The sequence below is a fragment of the Yoonia rosea genome (assembly GCF_900156505.1).
Taxonomy (GTDB): Bacteria; Pseudomonadota; Alphaproteobacteria; order Rhodobacterales; family Rhodobacteraceae; genus Yoonia; species Yoonia rosea.
Genome location: NZ_FTPR01000001.1, coordinates 1,818,233 through 1,835,192 on the forward strand (window position 1 = coordinate 1,818,233; position 16,960 = coordinate 1,835,192).

Sequence of the window (16,960 nt, forward strand, 5' to 3'; positions counted from 1 at the left end):
GCAGATTCAACCCTTGCCCTTCCAGGGCACCAGCCATTTTTCGGCCTGCCGCATCAACATATCAATGCTGAACCCGATGATGCCGATCAGGATAATCCCCATCAGCACGATGTCCGTGCTCTGGAATTTCGAGGCCACCATGATCATCATGCCAGCACCCTTTTCCGCCGCAACCAGTTCTGCCGCCACAACAGTGCCCCAGCAGACACCCATGGCAACGCGTGCACCAGTAAAGATTTCGGGCAACGAGTTCGGTATGATCACATAGCGCATGATCTGCCACTTCGATGCGCCCAGCGAATAGGCCGCATGGACCTTGGAAATTCGCACCCCAGACACACCAGACCGCGCCGCGATCGCCATGATCCAGAGCGCCGCAAGAAACAGCAGGATAATCTTGCCCACTTCCCCGATCCCCGCCCAGATGATCACAAGCGGGATCAATGCAAGCGGTGGCACAGGGCGCATGAATTCGACAATCGGGTCAAACCAGCCGCGGAACCAGTTGGACAGGCCCATGGCATAGCCCAGCGGAATTCCCACAAGCGCGCCCAACAGGAAACCGACGATCACGCGGAAAAGCGAATAGCCCAGATGTTCGGCCAATGTTGAATTGCGATAGCCCACGGTCGCGATTTCACCCAGCCTGCTCCAGACCGCTTCGGGCGATGGCAGCCAGATGGGTTCCATCTGCATGCCGGTGGCGGGTATGATGTTCAGCGTCCCTTTGTCCGACATTGCGACGGTACCAAAACCGACCGCGACACTGCCGCCCGGCGCAATTGCTTGGCCATCTACGGCGGTAATAAACGTCTCTTCATCGCGGCCCATTTCGTCATTGCGGTCCACACGCAGCAATTCACTGCGATAAACAGGGATTGCAATTGCGTCGTTCTTGGCGATGCCATCGCCCGGCGCGACCTCGGGTGCGGCCACGTCTTCACCTGTAGGGTGCACAACAACGCTGACCGTGGCTGTGTCGCTGTCCCCTGCAGGCGTCGTGATCGTATATTCAAACGATCCATCCCCCTGAAACGGGCCCGGTGCATGCATGAACCCGGGCAAGAGCTTCGAGCCGGTAAAGGCGCCCCACAAGATAAAGATCAGCACGATCGAAACAACAGAAGCGACCGTGTTTGACGTGACCGCGCTTTCATCCCCGAAGGTGACAGTCTTGAGCGAGCTGTAGTCATGTTTGGGCGTCAGCAACCGCTTTACGCCGTTCCAGATCACCATCATCAACAGAATGATCAGGACATAACCGATGATATAGGGTGCAGCAGCAAAGAGCGTTGTCAGAACCGCCCAGAATTCGCCCCAGAGGTTTCCTAGCAATTCCATTATGCGTCCTCCGTCCGACCCATGATTTCTTCTTCCATGTCCCAGATCATGCCCAGAATTTCCTCACGGGTTTCGGCGAATTTGGGATGTTTCTTGACCTCGCGTAGGTCCTGACCCACACCCATTTCGGCAAAGGGGAGACGGTATTCGGTGTGAATACGGCCCGGACGCGGCGCCATGACGATCAGGCGTTCGCCCAGCAAAAGCGCCTCTTCCACCGAGTGAGTGATCAGGATGATCGTCTTGCCGGTCTCTTTCCACAGCTTCAGAACCAGACCCTGCATCTTTTCGCGCGTCAACGCGTCAAGCGCGCCCAGCGGTTCGTCCATCAGGATCACATCAGGTTCATTGGCAAGGCAACGCGCCAGCGCAACCCGCTGTTGCATCCCGCCTGAAAGCTCATAAACCGCCTTTTCCTTGAAATCCTGCAAGCCCACAACGTCGAGCAGATGGTCAACAATCTTCGCTTTTTCGGCCTTGGGCATCCCTTTCATTGACGGACCAAAGCCCACGTTTTCACGCACGCTCATCCACTCAAAAAGCGCGCCCTGCTGGAACACCATGCCGCGTTCGGCGGCAGGGCCGGTAACCTTGTGACCGTTCAGCGTGATTGTGCCCTCGGTCGGGGCCAGAAAACCCGCCACGATGTTGAGGAGTGTCGTCTTGCCGCAACCTGATGGTCCCAGAACCGACAGCAACTCACCCGCCTTGAGATCAAGAGAGACGTCTTTCAATGCCTGTACAGATGACCCGTTCGGTAGGTCGAACCGCATCGACAGCTTATCTATTTGTAACCCTGACATGGCTTATCCCGTTGTTTCCCTTGAGAAACCCTACCCGATACGCGGGCAGCGCTTGTCACGAGAAAAGACGGTCGTCTGGCGCGGGGACGACCCGCGCCAGACTCTAACTTACATACCGTCCGCGGCCGTCAGCGGGCCGATATTGATCGCGCCTTCATAGCTGTCCAGCGCAGCAGGGATCGAACCGGATTCGACGAAGACGTCTGCCACACCCTTCATGAAGGAAGGTGCTGCACCGCCAAGCCATGCGCCGGAAAGCTGTGTTGACACGTCGGGGAAGACGAATGTCGCCATTGTTTCAGCAGTCGCGGCCTCATCCATGCCAGCGTCCTGCGCGATCACAGGCAGCATCGCCTCAACACCAGAGCCGTCGTTCCATGCGCTGTTCGCATCGGCGGTCACTTTCAGGAACTTTGCAACAAGGTCGGGGTTCTCTGCAACAAAACCGGCAGGTGCGGATGTGACGTCGAATACCAGAATGCCCAATTCTTCTTTCTCGGCACCGGTCAGCAGGACGTTGCCGTGCTCTTTCATGCGGCGCAGCGCACCGCCCCAACCGCAGGACATATCAACCTGACCTTGGGCCAAAGCTGCGGCACCTTCGGCAGGCGCCATGTCAACCACATTCAGCGATGCAAGATCGACACCGAAGTGATCCATCTGGCGCAAGAAGCCATAGTGGGCCGCCGTGCCAAGTGGCACTGCAACAGTTTTACCCGCCAGTTCGTCCGCGCTGTCCTTGTCAATTTCCAGACCGGAGGACACGACGCAGTTGTCGTTCTCGGCATAGGACACAGCCACGTCCAGAATTTGCAGGTCCTGACCGGCAGATGTGGCAACAACGAAAGGTGGCACACCCTGGCTGACGGAAATCTGTACGTCGCCCGATGCCATGGCCGCCGACATCGCTGTGCCGCTGTCAAAGCTGACCCAGTTTACCGTCACGCCCATCTCTTCATCGTAGGTGCCATTTACCTTGGCGTACTGGAATGGCATCGGCCATTCGAGAAAATAACCAACAGTAATTTCACCGTGTCCGGCCGCAAAAGCCTGCGAGGCACCTGTCATCAGTGCGACACTGGCAGCAGCGCCCATAAGTGCTTTCTTCATTGTCATTTCAGTCTCCCGTGTTGCGACCCTTGGCTAAGGATCGATCATTTGGCGGTTTGCCCGCCTTAAGTTAGCTGAACATGAATAGACATCTGTTCCAAGTCTCATCACCCCCAGCCGGTTTTCTGATGGCCATCTGCCATCCGTTTCGCCTCGTGCCTGATCGCGTGCTCAATTAGGCAGCAAGTCGGTTCCCAGCGAAAGAAATTCAAAGGCGCACGTCAATGATGGATTCATGCTATTTTTCACAGGCATGTTGTTTGGACTGGGGCGGATAAGGCAACTTATTGCCTGTATTTCATAATGTTAGGTAGGATTTACAGTCAGATCAGGCCAACAACATCCCTATTTTGGCCATAACTAAGCGTCCGAACTGGCCCTATTGAGATTGCACAGCCTATAGGCACACTCTGGACATGAGAGGCAGGGACGAGTGTGGATTCGTCCCGCCCTTACCCGCATTCTTTTGGAGCATCGGATATGGATACGCTGAACTTCGCAAATGATCCCGGAACCGTCATTGAGGCCGACCGGGCGCATGTGTGGCACCACCTCAGCCAGCACAAGCAATACGAGACGATTGATCCGCGCATCATCGTAGAAGGCAAGGGCCTGCGCCTGTGGGACATCAAGGGCAAAGAACATGTCGATGCGGTGTCCGGCGGTGTCTGGACGGTGAACGTAGGCTACGGACGCGAACGGATCGGCAAAGCGATCTCGGACGCTGTGACCAAGATGTGCTTCTTCGGCGGCTCGCTGGGCACAATCCCCGGCGCACAATTTGCCGAGATGCTGATCGACAAAATGCCCGGGCTGGACCGGGTCTATTATGCGAACTCCGGCTCGGAGGCGAACGAGAAAGCCTTCAAGATGGTCCGTCAGATCAGCCACAAGCACTATGGCGGCAAGAAGCAGAAAATCCTCTACCGCGAACGCGACTACCACGGCTCGACCTTGGCAACGATGTCCGCTGGCGGACAGGACGAGCGCAACGCGCAGTACGGCCCTTTCGCACCCGGCTTTGTGCGCGTGCCACACTGCCTTGAGTACCGCTCACAGGATGGAAGCGTGGGCGAGGAATATGGCGCAAAGGCTGCACAGGCGATCGAGGATGTGATCCTTGCAGAAGGTGCCGACACCATTGGCGCGCTTTGCCTTGAGCCGATCACTGCGGGCGGCGGTATCATCGTGCCACCCAAAGGCTATTGGGACCGAGTGCAGGAAATCTGCAAGAAATACGATATTCTGCTCCACATCGACGAAGTGGTCTGCGGCATTGGCCGCACCGGCACATGGTTCGGCTATCAGCAGTTCGGCGTGCAGCCCGACATCGTGACCATGGCAAAAGGCGTAGCTTCAGGTTACGCCGCGATCTCATGCTGTGTGACCACGAACCGTGTGTTTGACATGTTCAAGGACGACACCGATCCGCTGGGCTACTTCCGCGATATCTCGACCTTTGGGGGCTGCACAGGCGGCCCTGCCGCCGCCATCGAAAACATGAAGATCATCGAAGAAGAAGATCTGCGTGGCAACTCTGCCGTCATGGGCGAGCACCTGAAAGGCAACCTTCAGGCGCTGATGGAAAAGCACAAATGGATCGGCGATGTGCGCGGCATGGGGCTCTTTGCGGGCGCCGAACTGGTGCAGGACCGCGCGACCAAAGAACCTGTGTCGGAAAAGCACGTCGGCGCCATCGTGGCCGACTGTATGGCGCAGGGCGTGATTATCGGCGCGACCAACCGGTCCGTGCCGGGCTATAACAACACGCTTGTGTTTGCTCCGTCATTGATTGCGACAGCTGACGATCTGGACCACATCACCTCTGCGGTTGATGCGGCCATTACCCGCGTTCTGGGCTAAAATTATCCGGTGCAGGGACAGTCTGTTCCTGCACCCACCCCACCTGAAGCGTCTTGGACGTTGCGTATGTCGCAAAGCATAGCGTGCCCAACACAACCAAAAATCCGACGTGCAGCAGCTTCATTGGTCTTCTCCACCTCATTGCACCTTTGATACGTGCCGGCGCAGGGTTTCCGTCGCGGACCACAGGATTCTCAGCAGCACCACTTGCCGTAGACACGAAATAAGTCCAGTCTGAGCCACAACCTAAGGCCAGACCATGTCTTTATCCGTCGAAACCTTCTTTCTTGACCCTTCCGCAGAAGGCACCTTGCAGGCGCGCATCCAGCAAATGGTGGCGCAGGGTATTCTTACGGGCCGTATCCGCCCGGGCGAGCGGCTGCCGTCGTCGCGCAAGATGGCGGCGCATTTGGGTGTCAGCCGGATCACCGTGACGCTGGCTTACACCGAACTGGTCGCCGATGATTATCTGACCTCACGCGGGCGGTCTGGTTATTTTGTGTCCGACAATGCCCCGGAACCACCCGCCTTTCCGGCCCAACGCGCAAACATTGGCACCGTGGATTGGACACGAACCATTGGCCAGCGCTTCACGCCCGGCCTGAGCATGGACAAACCGGCAGACTGGGCCGACTACCGCTATCAGTTCATCTATGGGCAGACAGATAAAACACTCTTTGACAGCGCTAACTGGCGGCTTTGTGCCTTGCGGGCGCTGGGGATGCGGGACTTTAGCGCGCTCACATCGGATTATTTCGATGGCGATGATCCGCAACTTGTTGATTTCATCGCGCGCCAGACGCTGCCAAGGCGTGGCATCCTCGCCAACCCCGATGAGATCCTCGTGACGATGGGCGCGCAAAATGCGCTATGGCTTTCGGCGCAGGTTCTGTTGAACAGCCGCAGGCGTGCGGCCATCGAAGACCCCTGCTATCCCGCACTGCGCACGATCTTGACGCAATCGCGTTGCCAGCTGAGCGTCGTTCCCGTTGATCAGGACGGACTGCCGCCCGAAAACCTTCCCGAAGATACGGACGTCGTTTTCACAACGCCCAGCCACCAATGTCCGACTGCCGCCACGATGCCACTGGACCGGCGCAATGCCCTGCTGGAAAAAGCGGAAGCCGAGGATTTCATTATCGTCGAGGATGATTACGAATTCGAGATGTCGTTTCTGAAATCGCCGTCACCATCTCTCAAATCGCTCGATAAGAACGGGCGCGTGATCTATGTTGGGTCGTTTTCAAAGTCGCTGTTTCCGGGATTGCGCCTTGGCTATCTGGTCGGTCCCGCACCGTTCATCCGCGAGGCCCGCGCCCTGCGCGCCACAGTCCTGCGCCACCCACCCGGTCACATACAGCGCACCGTCAGTTACTATCTGTCTTTGGGGCACTATGATGCGCTGATCCGCCGGATGAGCAAGACCTACCATGAACGGCGGCAATTACTGGTTGGCGCACTTGATCAACACGGGCTGACGATTGCCGGACAAGGGACATACGGCGGATCATCCGTCTGGCTCAAGACACCTGCGGGCATTGATACCAAGGTTTTGGCCGAGACCTTAAGGGCGGATAGCGTTCTGGTCGAACCCGGTGCACCCTTCTTTGCAGGTGAAACCCCACCGACCGAATACTTGCGGCTTGCCTACTCCTCAATCCCCTCGGCGCGCATCCCTGAGGGGATCAACCTGATTGCCAAGGCAATCCAAAATTATTGATTTTTGAGACTTAGTGTCTCAAAATAATTTACGCTGGCCTTAGGGACGCAGGGCAACTGGACCTAACGTCCGCGCCGTGCAAAACCTAGTGTCAAGAAAGCGAAACTGGGGGGATTCTGCGCTCCCTTTTTCTTTGGAATTTAGGGAAGGACCCACCGCCATGAAAATGACCACTGAAGAAGCATTCGTCAAAACGCTGCAGGCGCACGGCATTCGCCACGCCTTCGGGATCATCGGATCTGCCATGATGCCGATCTCTGACATTTTCCCCGCCGCCGGCATCACATTCTGGGACTGCGCCCATGAAGGCTCTGCCGGTATGATGGCTGACGGTTACACCCGCGCCACCGGCGAGATGTCGATGATGATCGCGCAGAACGGGCCAGGCATCACCAACTTTGTCACTGCCGTCAAAACTGCCTATTGGAACCACACCCCTTGCTTGCTGGTCACACCGCAGGCTGCGAACAAGACGATCGGTCAGGGCGGTTTTCAGGAAATGGAACAGATGAATCTGTTCAAAGACTGTGTGGCCTATCAGGAAGAAGTCCGCGACCCGTCCCGCATCTGCGAGGTTCTGGCCCGCGTCATCGCCAAGGCCAAGCGTCTGTCCGGTCCGACCCAGATCAACATCCCGCGCGATTTCTGGACCCAAGTGATCGACATTGAAATCCCCGAGCCGGTCGAGTTTGAATCCAGCCCGGGCGGCGAAACATCCATCGCGAAAGCCGCTGAGCTTTTGTCCACAGCCAAATTCCCTGTCATTCTGAATGGTGCTGGCGTTGTTCTGGCCGAAGGCGGGATCGAGGCCTCTAAGGTTCTGGCCGAAGCGCTCGATGCGCCTGTCTGCGTCGGATACCAGCACAACGACGCATTCCCCGGCAACCACCCGCTGTTTGCAGGTCCGCTGGGCTACAACGGGTCCAAAGCCGGCATGGAACTGATCAGCAAGGCTGACGTTGTTCTGGCCCTTGGCACACGCCTGAACCCCTTCTCGACCCTGCCCGGTTACGGCATCGACTATTGGCCGACAAATGCGAAAGTCATTCAGGTTGATATCAACCCTGACCGCATCGGCCTGACCAAGAAGGTTACCGTCGGCATCGTCGGTGATGCGGCCAAGGTTGCCAGAGGCATTACAGCGCATCTTGCGGATACGGCAGGCGACGCGGGCCGCGACGAGCGCAAGGCGATGATCGCGCAAACCAAATCGGCTTGGGCGCAGGAACTGTCCAGCCTCGATCACGAGCAGGATGATCCGGGCACAACATGGAACGAGCGTGCGCGGCAGGCCCGTCCTGACTGGATGTCACCGCGTCAGGCATGGCGCGCTATTCAGGCCGCAATGCCGGAAAACGCGATCATTTCGTCCGACATCGGCAACAACTGCGCCATCGGCAACGCCTACCCAAGCTTCCCTACCGGTCGCAAATACCTTGCACCCGGCCTCTTTGGTCCGTGCGGCTACGGCCTGCCATCCATCGTGGGCGCGAAAATCGGCCAGCCTGATGTGCCTGTGATCGGTTTTGCAGGCGACGGCGCTTTCGGTATCGCGGTGAACGAACTGACAGCGATTGGCCGCGATGAGTGGCCAGCCATCACGCAGATCGTGTTCCGCAACTACCAGTGGGGCGCGGAAAAGCGCAATTCGACCCTATGGTTCGACGACAACTTTGTCGGCACCGAACTGGACATGAAAGTGTCCTACGCGGGCATCGCACAGGCCTGCGGCCTGATCGGTGTGCAAGCCAAGACGATGGAAGAGCTGACAGCGCTGTTGAACCAGGCGATCAAGGATCAGATGGAGAATAACAAGACCACGCTGATCGAAGTGATCCTGAACCAGGAGTTGGGTGAACCCTTCCGCCGCGACGCCATGAAAAAGCCTGTCAAAGTGGCCGGCATCTCGGCGTCCGACATGGCAGCTGAATAGGTTTGCCATTCGACCTTGGCCCCGGCACAGCGGCGGCCCTTGCAATTGCTTTGCTAGGGGCCGCCTTTGTCCGGGGCTATTCGGGTTTCGGGTTCTCGGCGATCTTTATCGCCTTTGCTGCCCTTGTGACAAACCCGCTTCCTTTGATCCCGGTGGTCTTTGCATGCGAAATCTTGATGACAGTCTTTCAGGCCCGCGGCATTCGCGGATATGTCGACTGGCGCAGGGTACTTTACATGCTGTGCGGGGCCGCAATTGCACTGCCCTTTTCGGTCACGGTCATGCTGTCGGTGGGCACAGATACCGCGCGGATCGTGATCTCTGCGATCATTCTGGTGATGTCACTGGTGCTGCTGTCCGGCTGGACATTGCAGCGGCGGATCGGGGCATTGGGACACGGCGGGGTCGGCATCATCTCGGGGGCGTGCAACAGCGCAGGCATCGGCGGCTTGCCCGTCGCCGCCTTCATGTCCGCGCAACCGATGCAGGCCGCAACCTTTCGGGCCACCATGATTGTCTACCTCACAGGGCTCGACATGATCACCCTGCCACTGTTGTGGGCGGGCGGATTGGTCAGCTGGGATACCGCCATTGGCCTAGTCATGGCCTTTCCCTTGCTGGGTCTGGGTGTCTGGCTGGGCGGACGACAGTTTCTTTCCGCTTCCCCTTCGACATTCCGGCGCTTTGCGGTGATGCTGCTGATGACGCTCTCGCTTCTGGGGCTCTTGCGCGCAGTGAAAGGCATATAAAATGACATCACCCTTCCTTTCCACCCGTGCGGCACAGGCCCCGGCAGATTTGATTGCCCTCGCCCAAAGCTATGGCGCACCCCGCGTCGCCATTGCACGTGCGGGTTCGCCGCTGCCAATGGAAGCCGCCGAGGACGCCACCAAAGCCGGCATTATGGTACCCGTTTTTGTGGGTGAGGCCGATCTGATCCGCGCCGAGGCGGCAAAGCTCGATTGGGATATTTCGGGCTATGACCTGCACGACACCAAAGGCGAGGAAGAGGCAGGTCGCACCGCCGCCGCCTTGTGTGGCGCAGGCGAGGCCGATGTTTTGATGAAAGGGCAGCTGCATACCGATGTCTTTATGAAGACCGCCGTTGCCCGCGATGCGGGGCTGCGCACAGGTCAGCGCTTTGTGCATATCTTCCACATTTCCCACCCCGATGGCGGCAAGCCGATCCTGATCTCGGACGCGGCTGTCAACGTGGCCCCCGACATCAAGACGCGCCAGTCGTCGATTATCGAAGTCAAGAAACTGCTGAACAGACTGGGCAATGACCGCCCCAAAATTGCGATCCTGTCAGCCACTGAAAGCGCCATTCCTTCGGTACCATCATCCATGGACGCCAAAGAATTGGCGGACTGGGCGCGCGCCGAAGTCGAGGGGATTGATGTGTCCGGCCCGCTGGCCTTTGATCTGATCATGTCACCCGAAGCGGCGGCGACCAAGAAGCTGACTGACGATCCTGTCGCGGGCCATGCCGATGCCATCATCGTGCCCGACATCGTTTCCGGCAACGCGCTGTTCAAAGCCTTCGTCTATCTGACCGGCGGTTGCGCTGCGGGGATCGTCACGGGCGCAAAAGTGCCGATCCTGCTGACCTCACGCGCCGATCCACCTGCGGCCCGGATCGCCTCTGCAGCCTTGGCCGCCATCAGTTGCGGGTTGGCAAAGTGATCTTAGTTCTGAACGCAGGCTCCTCCTCGCTCAAGATCGAGGTCTTTGACGAAGCGCTCCGCTCTGTCACTGCGGGTCGTGTAACGAACCTTGGGTCTGCGGGCGAATTGCGGTTGGGTGACAATACAAGTGCGGTAAAGGCGAGGGACCATGCGCAAGCGCTTGACCTGGTGCTGGCGGCCTTGCGTGACGCGGGCTATCCGTTGACGGCATTTTCTGCCGCTGCGCATCGCATCGTCCACGGCGGCGCGGTGATGACAGCGCCCGCGCGCCTGCGCCCGCCGGTGATTGCCACCATTGAAAGCGTGATCCCGCTGGCCCCTTTGCACAACCCCAACAACCTTGCAGGCGTCTATGCCCTGCAAAAACTGGCCCCTGATCTGCCGCAATATTGCAGCTTCGGGACGGCGTTCCACGCCACCAACCCCGAGGTCGCGACACGCTATGCGATCCCGCAAACACACCATGATGCAGGCATCCGGCGCTATGGCTTTCACGGCCTGTCCTACGCCAATATGGTTGCCGAATTCGGCACGGAATTGCCGGAGCACCTGCTGGCCTTTCACCTCGGCAACGGGGCCAGCCTTTGTGCGATCAAGGGCGGCAAATCCATCGCCACTTCGATGGGATATTCTCCGCTCTCGGGTCTGACCATGGGTACAAGGTCTGGTGACATTGACGGTGCTGCGGTGCTGCGCATGTCAAAGGCGCTGGGTGAGGACGAGACTGACCGGATGTTGAACAAGACCTCTGGTCTGCAGGCGCTTGCGGGCGAAAACAACATGAAGACGCTACTTGAGCGCACAGACGACGCCGCCAAATTCGCCGTTGAACATTTCTGCTATTGGGCCGCGCGTCACGCGGGATCGGCCATCGTTGCCATGGGCGGGGTGGATGCGGTCGCCTTCACTGGTGGGATCGGCGAAAACGCGGCGCCTGTGCGCGACCGGATCATGGCGCTACTGTCCTGCTTTGGAACCGTTCCGGTCCATGTCATCGTCGCCGACGAAGAAAAACAAATCGCCCGCGACGCGCTGGCGCTGATGGCACAGGGGCGCTGAGTGATGGACGGCTTGCTTGCAACACTTGATCTGACAGGACAGGAATTCCTGATCCTGACGGTGATCGTGATTGTGGCTGGCATTGTGCGCGGTTTTTCGGGCTTTGCGCTTTCGGCGGTTGTGATGGCAAGCGCCGTCATCATTCTGCCACCCGTGCAAATCATCCCGATCTGCTGGTGGCTTGAAATGACGGCCTCGGTGCTGATGGCAAAAGGTGGATGGCAAGAGGCGGACCGCGGTATCGTCATGGGCCTGGTGATTGGATCAACCATCGGCGTACCTTTCGGTCTGCTCCTGACGACTTCTGTCTCTGTTGAAGCCAGTCAGTTGATTGCTCTGACCGTCATCATTGCGCTGGCGCTGACTCAGTTGGCCAAGATCCGGCTTGCGTTTCTGGCCACCAAACCGGGGCTCTATGGGTCAGGTTTCGCCGCCGGTGTCGTGACCGGCCTTGCCAGCGTGGGCGGCATGGTGATCGCAATCTATGTCTTGTCGCAAGATGCGCCCGCCGCGAAAATGCGTGCAGCCCTCGTGCTCTTCCTTTTCGTCAGCTCGCTGACCTCGCTTATCATGCTGCTCTGGTTCGGCGTAATGAATAGCACTGCCGCCGCGCGCGGGCTGAGCCTTGCTCTTCCGACAACGCTGGGTGTGTTCTTGGGTCAACGCCTGTTCACGCCGCGGTTTGCCCCGTACTATCGCCCTGCCTGCCTGTCACTGCTTTGTGCTTTGGCAGGTGCCGCCCTTGTCCGCACCCAATTCGCTTGAAAGGTACACATATGTCACTTGATCAGCCCCAACTGGATACATCGCCGAAAGTGTCGGACGAAGTGCGCAAGACGACCTGTTACATGTGTGCCTGCCGCTGCGGGATTAACGTGCATATGAAAGACGGCAAAGTCGCCTATATCGAAGGCAACAAGGACCATCCCGTGAACCAAGGCGTGCTCTGTGCCAAAGGGTCCGCCGGCATCATGCAGCACAACGCACCCTCACGGCTGCGCGCACCGCTCAAGCGCGTGGGGGAACGCGGCTCGGGCGAGTTCGAGGAGATCAGCTGGGAAGAGGCGCTGACACTGGCAACCGAATGGCTGGCGCCGATCCGCGAAAAAGCCCCCGAAAAGCTCGCGTTCTTCACAGGCCGCGACCAGTCACAATCCTTTACCAGCTTCTGGGCACAGGGCTTCGGCACGCCCAACTATGCAGCCCACGGTGGGTTCTGTTCAGTCAACATGGCGGCAGCGGGCATCTATACGATGGGTGGCGCGTTTTGGGAGTTCGGCCAACCCGATTGGGACCACACAAAGCTTTTCATGCTGTTTGGCGTGGCTGAAGACCACGACAGCAACCCCATCAAGATGGGCATCGGCAAACTCAAGGCACGCGGCGCGCGGATGATCGGTGTGAACCCGATCCGTACGGGCTATAACGCGGTGGCCGATGACTGGGTGGGTATTACCCCCGGCACGGATGGCTTGTTCATCCTCGCAATGGTCCACTGTCTGATGAAAGCGGGCAAAATCGATCTGGACTATCTGGCGCGCTTCACCAATGCCTCCGTGCTGGTGAACGAAGATCCGAAGTCCGAACAGTTCGGTCTGTTCCTGCGCGATGAAGACGGGCAACCACAAGTCATCGACCGGCGCACCGGCGATCTGGCGCCTTGGAACGGTCAGGGGGTCGAACCCGATCTGGCCGCAACCTACCGCTCCAAAGGTGTCACACATCGCCCTGTGTTCCACCAGATGGCGGACCGCTATCTGTCCGAAGACTACGCGCCGGAAGCCGTGGCCGAGCGGTGCGGGATTTCCGCCCAGCGCATCCGAGCAATCGCCGCCGATCTGGCCCGCGTTGCCTTTGACGAAGCGATTGAACTGGACCGCCCCTGGACCGATTTCCGCGGCAAGAAACACGACAAGATGGTCGGCCGCCCTGTCAGCTTCCACGCAATGCGTGGCATCTCGGCGCACTCCAACGGGTTCCAGACCTGCCGCGCGCTCCATGTGCTGCAAATCCTGCTCGGGTCTGTCGAAGTCCCCGGTGGTATGCGTTTCAAACCGCCCTACCCCAAACCAGCCACAGCCCACCCCAAGCCGCACGGCAAAGTCACCCCCGGTGCCGCGCTTGACGGCCCGCACCTTGGCTATACCCAAGGGCCGGAAGACCTCTTGCTGGATGCAGAAGGTAACCCGACCCGCATCGACAAAGCCTATTCATGGGAAAACCCGATGTCGGCGCACGGGCTGATGCATATGGTGATCTCGAACGCCCATGCGGGTGTGCCCTACAAGATTGACACGCTGTTTATGTATATGGCGAATATGTCTTGGAACTCGTCCATGAATGTGGGCGGCGTGCACAAGATGCTCACCGACAAGGACGAAAACGGCGATTATGTCATCCCGCGGATCATCTATTCCGACGCCTATTCATCCGAAATGGTGGCCTACGCCGATCTGATCCTGCCCGATACCACCTATCTGGAACGGCACGACTGTATCTCGCTTCTGGACCGCCCGATCTGCGAGGCCGATGGCGTGGCTGATGCGATCCGCTGGCCGGTCGTGGAACCTGACCGTGATGTGCGCGGGTTCCAGTCTGTGCTCTGCGATCTGGGCGCGCGGCTTGGCCTGCCCGGTTTCGTGAACGAGGACGGCAGCCAGAAATATGAAGACTACGCCGATTACATCACCAACCACGTCCGCCGCCCCGGTGTCGGGCCGCTGGCCGGATGGCGTGTTGGCGAAAACGGGAAACTACAGGGCGGACGCGGTCAGCCTAATGGCAGCCAGTTGCAGAACTACATCGACAATGGCGGCTTCTGGATTGAACACGTCCCCGAAAACGCCGCCTACTACAAACCCTTCAGCATGGAGTACCAGGATTGGGCCGTGAAGATGGGCTTCTATGATGTGGTCCAACCCTATATCTTCCAGCTTTACGTCGAACCCCTGCGCAAATTTCAGGCCGCCGCCGAAGGTATCGGCACACGGCAACCGCCGGAACACTTGCGCGAACGGCTGAAACTGACAATGGACCCGCTCCCGTTCTGGTACCCCCCGCTTGAGGACGGCCACGCCGATCCGGTCGAATACCCGATCCACGCGCTGACCCAACGGCCCATGGCGATGTACCATTCCTGGGGCACGCAGAACGCCTGGCTCCGGCAGATCCACGGGCATAACCCGCTTTATGTGCCGACAAAGATCTGGGAGGCCAACGGCTTTCAGGAAGGCGACTGGGCATGCGTTTCCTCGGTGCACGGGTCCATCACCGTCCCTGTCGCCCATCAGGCGTCGCTCAACCCCAATACCGTCTGGACATGGAATGCGATCGGAAAACGCAAAGGCGCATGGGCGCTGGATGAAAAGGCACCCGAGGCCACCAAGGGTTTCCTGCTCAACCACCTGATCCACGAATTGCTGCCACCCAAAGGTGACGGCCTGCGCTGGGCCAACTCTGACCCCATCACCGGACAGGCCGCGTGGTTCGACCTGCGGGTAAAAATCGAGAAATCCGCCGTACCGAACGAGGCGCAACCGGTCATGCCGGCGATCAAATCCCCCGTCCCCAAAGGACCGAAAAATCTCGCATGGAAGGTCGGCAAATGACCAACCGACAAGTGCTCTTGATTATTGCTACCTTCGTCGCCCTGACCTTGGGCAGTTTCATCTGGTACATCGCCACATGGGACAGCCGCAAAGGCGGCGATCAGACGACCCTTATCATCTTGCCTGAAAAACTTCCGCCGGAGGCTCCGGTGCTTGCAACAGGGACAAAGCTATGACCCAACTCCCGCCACCTTCCGCCAAAAAACTCGGCCTCGTGATCGACCTTGATACCTGTGTGGGCTGCCATGCCTGTGTCGTCTCATGCAAAGGCTGGAATACCGAAAATTATGGCGCGCCACTGTCGGATCAAAATGCCTATGGTGCCGATCCATCCGGCACCTTTCTGAACCGCGTCCACTCCTACGAGGTGCAACCGGCAGAGGGCGAAGCCCAACTCATCCACTTCCCCAAATCCTGCCTGCACTGCGAGGACGCGCCTTGCGTTACCGTCTGCCCCACAGGCGCCAGCTATAAACGCGCCGAGGACGGCATCGTTCTGGTCAACGAAAGTGACTGCATCGGCTGCGGTCTTTGCGCATGGGCCTGCCCTTACGGCGCGCGGGAACTGGACGCAAAGGAAGGGGTGATGAAGAAATGCACCCTCTGCGTGGACCGCATCTATAACGAAAACCTCCCCGAAGAAGACCGCCAGCCCGCCTGCGTGCGCACCTGCCCTGCCGGTGCCCGCCACTTCGGCGATCTGGGCGATGCAGACAGCGATGTGTCCAAACTGGTGGCCGAACGCGGCGGGTTTGATCTGATGCCCGAACAAGGCACCAAGCCGGTCAACAAATACCTGCCTCCCCGCCCCAAGGACGAAATGCCCGAATTCGACGTGCTTGCCCCCTACCTCGAACCCATCGCCAGCGACGGCAAAGGCTTTGTCGGCTGGCTCGACAAAGCTCTCTCATCCCTGCCCGGAGGCGCCAAATAATGCATCCCGCAGCTTCTGTTATCATATTCAACACATTCTCGGGCCTCGGCTTCGGCCTGCTCTTCTGGCTTGGCATGGGCGCAATCGTACCGACCGGGATGGGCGCGTTCATCTGGTTCACCATCGCCTATCTCTTCGCGGTGGGCGGGCTCATTGCCTCGACATTCCACCTCGGCCACCCCGAACGCGCGATCAAAGCCTTCAGCCAATGGAAAACCAGCTGGCTCAGTCGTGAAGGCATCTGCGCGGTCTTCGCGCTGCTCGTCATGGCGGTCTACGGTGCCGGTCTGGTCTTTGCCGAAACGCGGCTCACTCTGGTCGGTATCATCGGCGGGCTGGCATCGCTGGGTGTGGTCTTCACAACGTCGATGATCTACGCGCAGATGAAAACCGTTCCGCGCTGGCGGCACTGGACGACACCGGCCATGTACTTGCTCCTGTCGGTCGGCGGCGGCGCGCTCTTGTCGGGGCAAGTCACCATCGCAACAGTGCTCTTCGTCCTCGGCGCTGCCCTGCAAGTCTTTGCATGGCTCTCGGGCGACACCCGTTTCCAGACCTCCGGTACAGACATGGCAACCGCGACTGGCCTCGGGCAAATCGGCAAGGTCCGCGCGTTTGAGCCGCCGCACACCGGCACCAACTATCTGATGCGCGAATTTATCTATCAAGTCGGGCGTAAACACGCCGACAAACTGCGCATCATCACGATCGCTCTGGCCTTCGTCCTTCCGGTGATCCTGCTGCTTTTGCCGTTCAACCACATCTTGGCCGTGCTGGCGGTCCTCAGCCATATAGCAGGCGTGCTCACGCTCCGCTGGCTGTTCTTCGCCCAAGCCGAACATGTCGTGGGCCTATACTACGGCAAACGCTGACCCGTTATTATTGGCCCGAAAATATCCTG

Annotated in this window: 14 protein-coding genes; 11 read left to right on the forward strand and 3 right to left on the reverse strand. The window is 58.9% G+C overall.

The features are described from left to right. Positions 1-6 precede the first annotated feature (6 nt). The 3 genes from B0B09_RS09060 to B0B09_RS09070 all read right to left on the reverse strand — a co-directional run bounded on the left by B0B09_RS09060 (position 7) and on the right by B0B09_RS09070 (position 3,260). Entirely contained in the window at positions 7-1,341 is a 1,335-nt protein-coding gene (locus tag B0B09_RS09060) for an ABC transporter permease (protein WP_110549931.1), read from the reverse strand. Further along, complete coding sequence (locus B0B09_RS09065; RefSeq protein ID WP_076659284.1) at positions 1,341-2,144, reverse strand: taurine ABC transporter ATP-binding protein; 804 nt, start codon at positions 2,142-2,144, stop codon at positions 1,341-1,343. The genes B0B09_RS09060 and B0B09_RS09065 overlap by 1 nt, the downstream gene beginning before the upstream one ends. 108 nt (positions 2,145-2,252) lie before the next feature. Continuing rightward, positions 2,253-3,260 carry a taurine ABC transporter substrate-binding protein gene (locus tag B0B09_RS09070; RefSeq protein WP_076659285.1) on the reverse strand — a complete coding sequence of 336 codons (1,008 nt, stop codon included), beginning with the start codon at positions 3,258-3,260 and terminating at the stop codon, positions 2,253-2,255. Positions 3,261-3,734: 474 nt separating this feature from the next. Between B0B09_RS09070 and B0B09_RS09075 the strand changes: the two genes are divergently transcribed. From B0B09_RS09075 to B0B09_RS09125, 11 genes are all read left to right on the forward strand, one after another. Continuing rightward, entirely contained in the window at positions 3,735-5,117 is a 1,383-nt protein-coding gene (locus B0B09_RS09075) for an aminotransferase family protein (RefSeq protein WP_076659286.1), read from the forward strand. 259 nt (positions 5,118-5,376) lie between these two features. Further along, positions 5,377-6,837 carry a MocR-like pyridoxine biosynthesis transcription factor PdxR gene (gene pdxR, locus B0B09_RS09080; RefSeq protein WP_076659287.1) on the forward strand — a complete coding sequence of 487 codons (1,461 nt, stop codon included), beginning with the start codon at positions 5,377-5,379 and terminating at the stop codon, positions 6,835-6,837. Positions 6,838-6,997: 160 nt separating this feature from the next. Then, positions 6,998-8,770 (forward strand): sulfoacetaldehyde acetyltransferase, encoded by a 1,773-nt coding sequence (gene xsc / locus B0B09_RS09085; protein WP_076659288.1) that lies wholly within the window; start codon positions 6,998-7,000, stop codon positions 8,768-8,770. Continuing rightward, positions 8,767-9,519 carry a sulfite exporter TauE/SafE family protein gene (locus B0B09_RS09090; protein ID WP_076659289.1) on the forward strand — a complete coding sequence of 251 codons (753 nt, stop codon included), beginning with the start codon at positions 8,767-8,769 and terminating at the stop codon, positions 9,517-9,519. The genes xsc and B0B09_RS09090 overlap by 4 nt, the downstream gene beginning before the upstream one ends. Position 9,520: 1 nt before the next feature. Then, positions 9,521-10,456 carry a phosphate acyltransferase gene (locus tag B0B09_RS09095; RefSeq protein ID WP_076659290.1) on the forward strand — a complete coding sequence of 312 codons (936 nt, stop codon included), beginning with the start codon at positions 9,521-9,523 and terminating at the stop codon, positions 10,454-10,456. Continuing rightward, positions 10,453-11,517, forward strand: coding sequence for an acetate/propionate family kinase (locus B0B09_RS09100; protein WP_076659877.1), 1,065 nt, complete (start codon positions 10,453-10,455; stop codon positions 11,515-11,517). The genes B0B09_RS09095 and B0B09_RS09100 overlap by 4 nt, the downstream gene beginning before the upstream one ends. Positions 11,518-11,520: 3 nt before the next feature. Then, positions 11,521-12,282, forward strand: a complete 762-nt coding sequence (locus B0B09_RS09105; protein WP_076659291.1) for a sulfite exporter TauE/SafE family protein — start codon at positions 11,521-11,523, stop codon at positions 12,280-12,282. Between the two features lie 11 nt (positions 12,283-12,293). Then, the gene (locus B0B09_RS09110) at positions 12,294-15,125 is read left to right on the forward strand and encodes a molybdopterin oxidoreductase family protein (RefSeq protein ID WP_076659292.1); all 2,832 of its coding nucleotides are present in this window, start codon (positions 12,294-12,296) and stop codon (positions 15,123-15,125) included. Beyond that, a complete protein-coding gene (locus B0B09_RS09115; RefSeq protein ID WP_076659293.1) occupies positions 15,122-15,301 on the forward strand; it encodes a hypothetical protein in 180 nt (59 codons plus the stop codon). Before B0B09_RS09110 ends, B0B09_RS09115 begins: the two co-directional genes overlap by 4 nt. Then, complete coding sequence (locus B0B09_RS09120; protein WP_076659294.1) at positions 15,298-16,059, forward strand: 4Fe-4S dicluster domain-containing protein; 762 nt, start codon at positions 15,298-15,300, stop codon at positions 16,057-16,059. Before B0B09_RS09115 ends, B0B09_RS09120 begins: the two co-directional genes overlap by 4 nt. Continuing rightward, positions 16,059-16,931 carry a dimethyl sulfoxide reductase anchor subunit family protein gene (locus B0B09_RS09125; protein WP_076659295.1) on the forward strand — a complete coding sequence of 291 codons (873 nt, stop codon included), beginning with the start codon at positions 16,059-16,061 and terminating at the stop codon, positions 16,929-16,931. The genes B0B09_RS09120 and B0B09_RS09125 overlap by 1 nt, the downstream gene beginning before the upstream one ends. Positions 16,932-16,960: the final 29 nt, after the last annotated feature.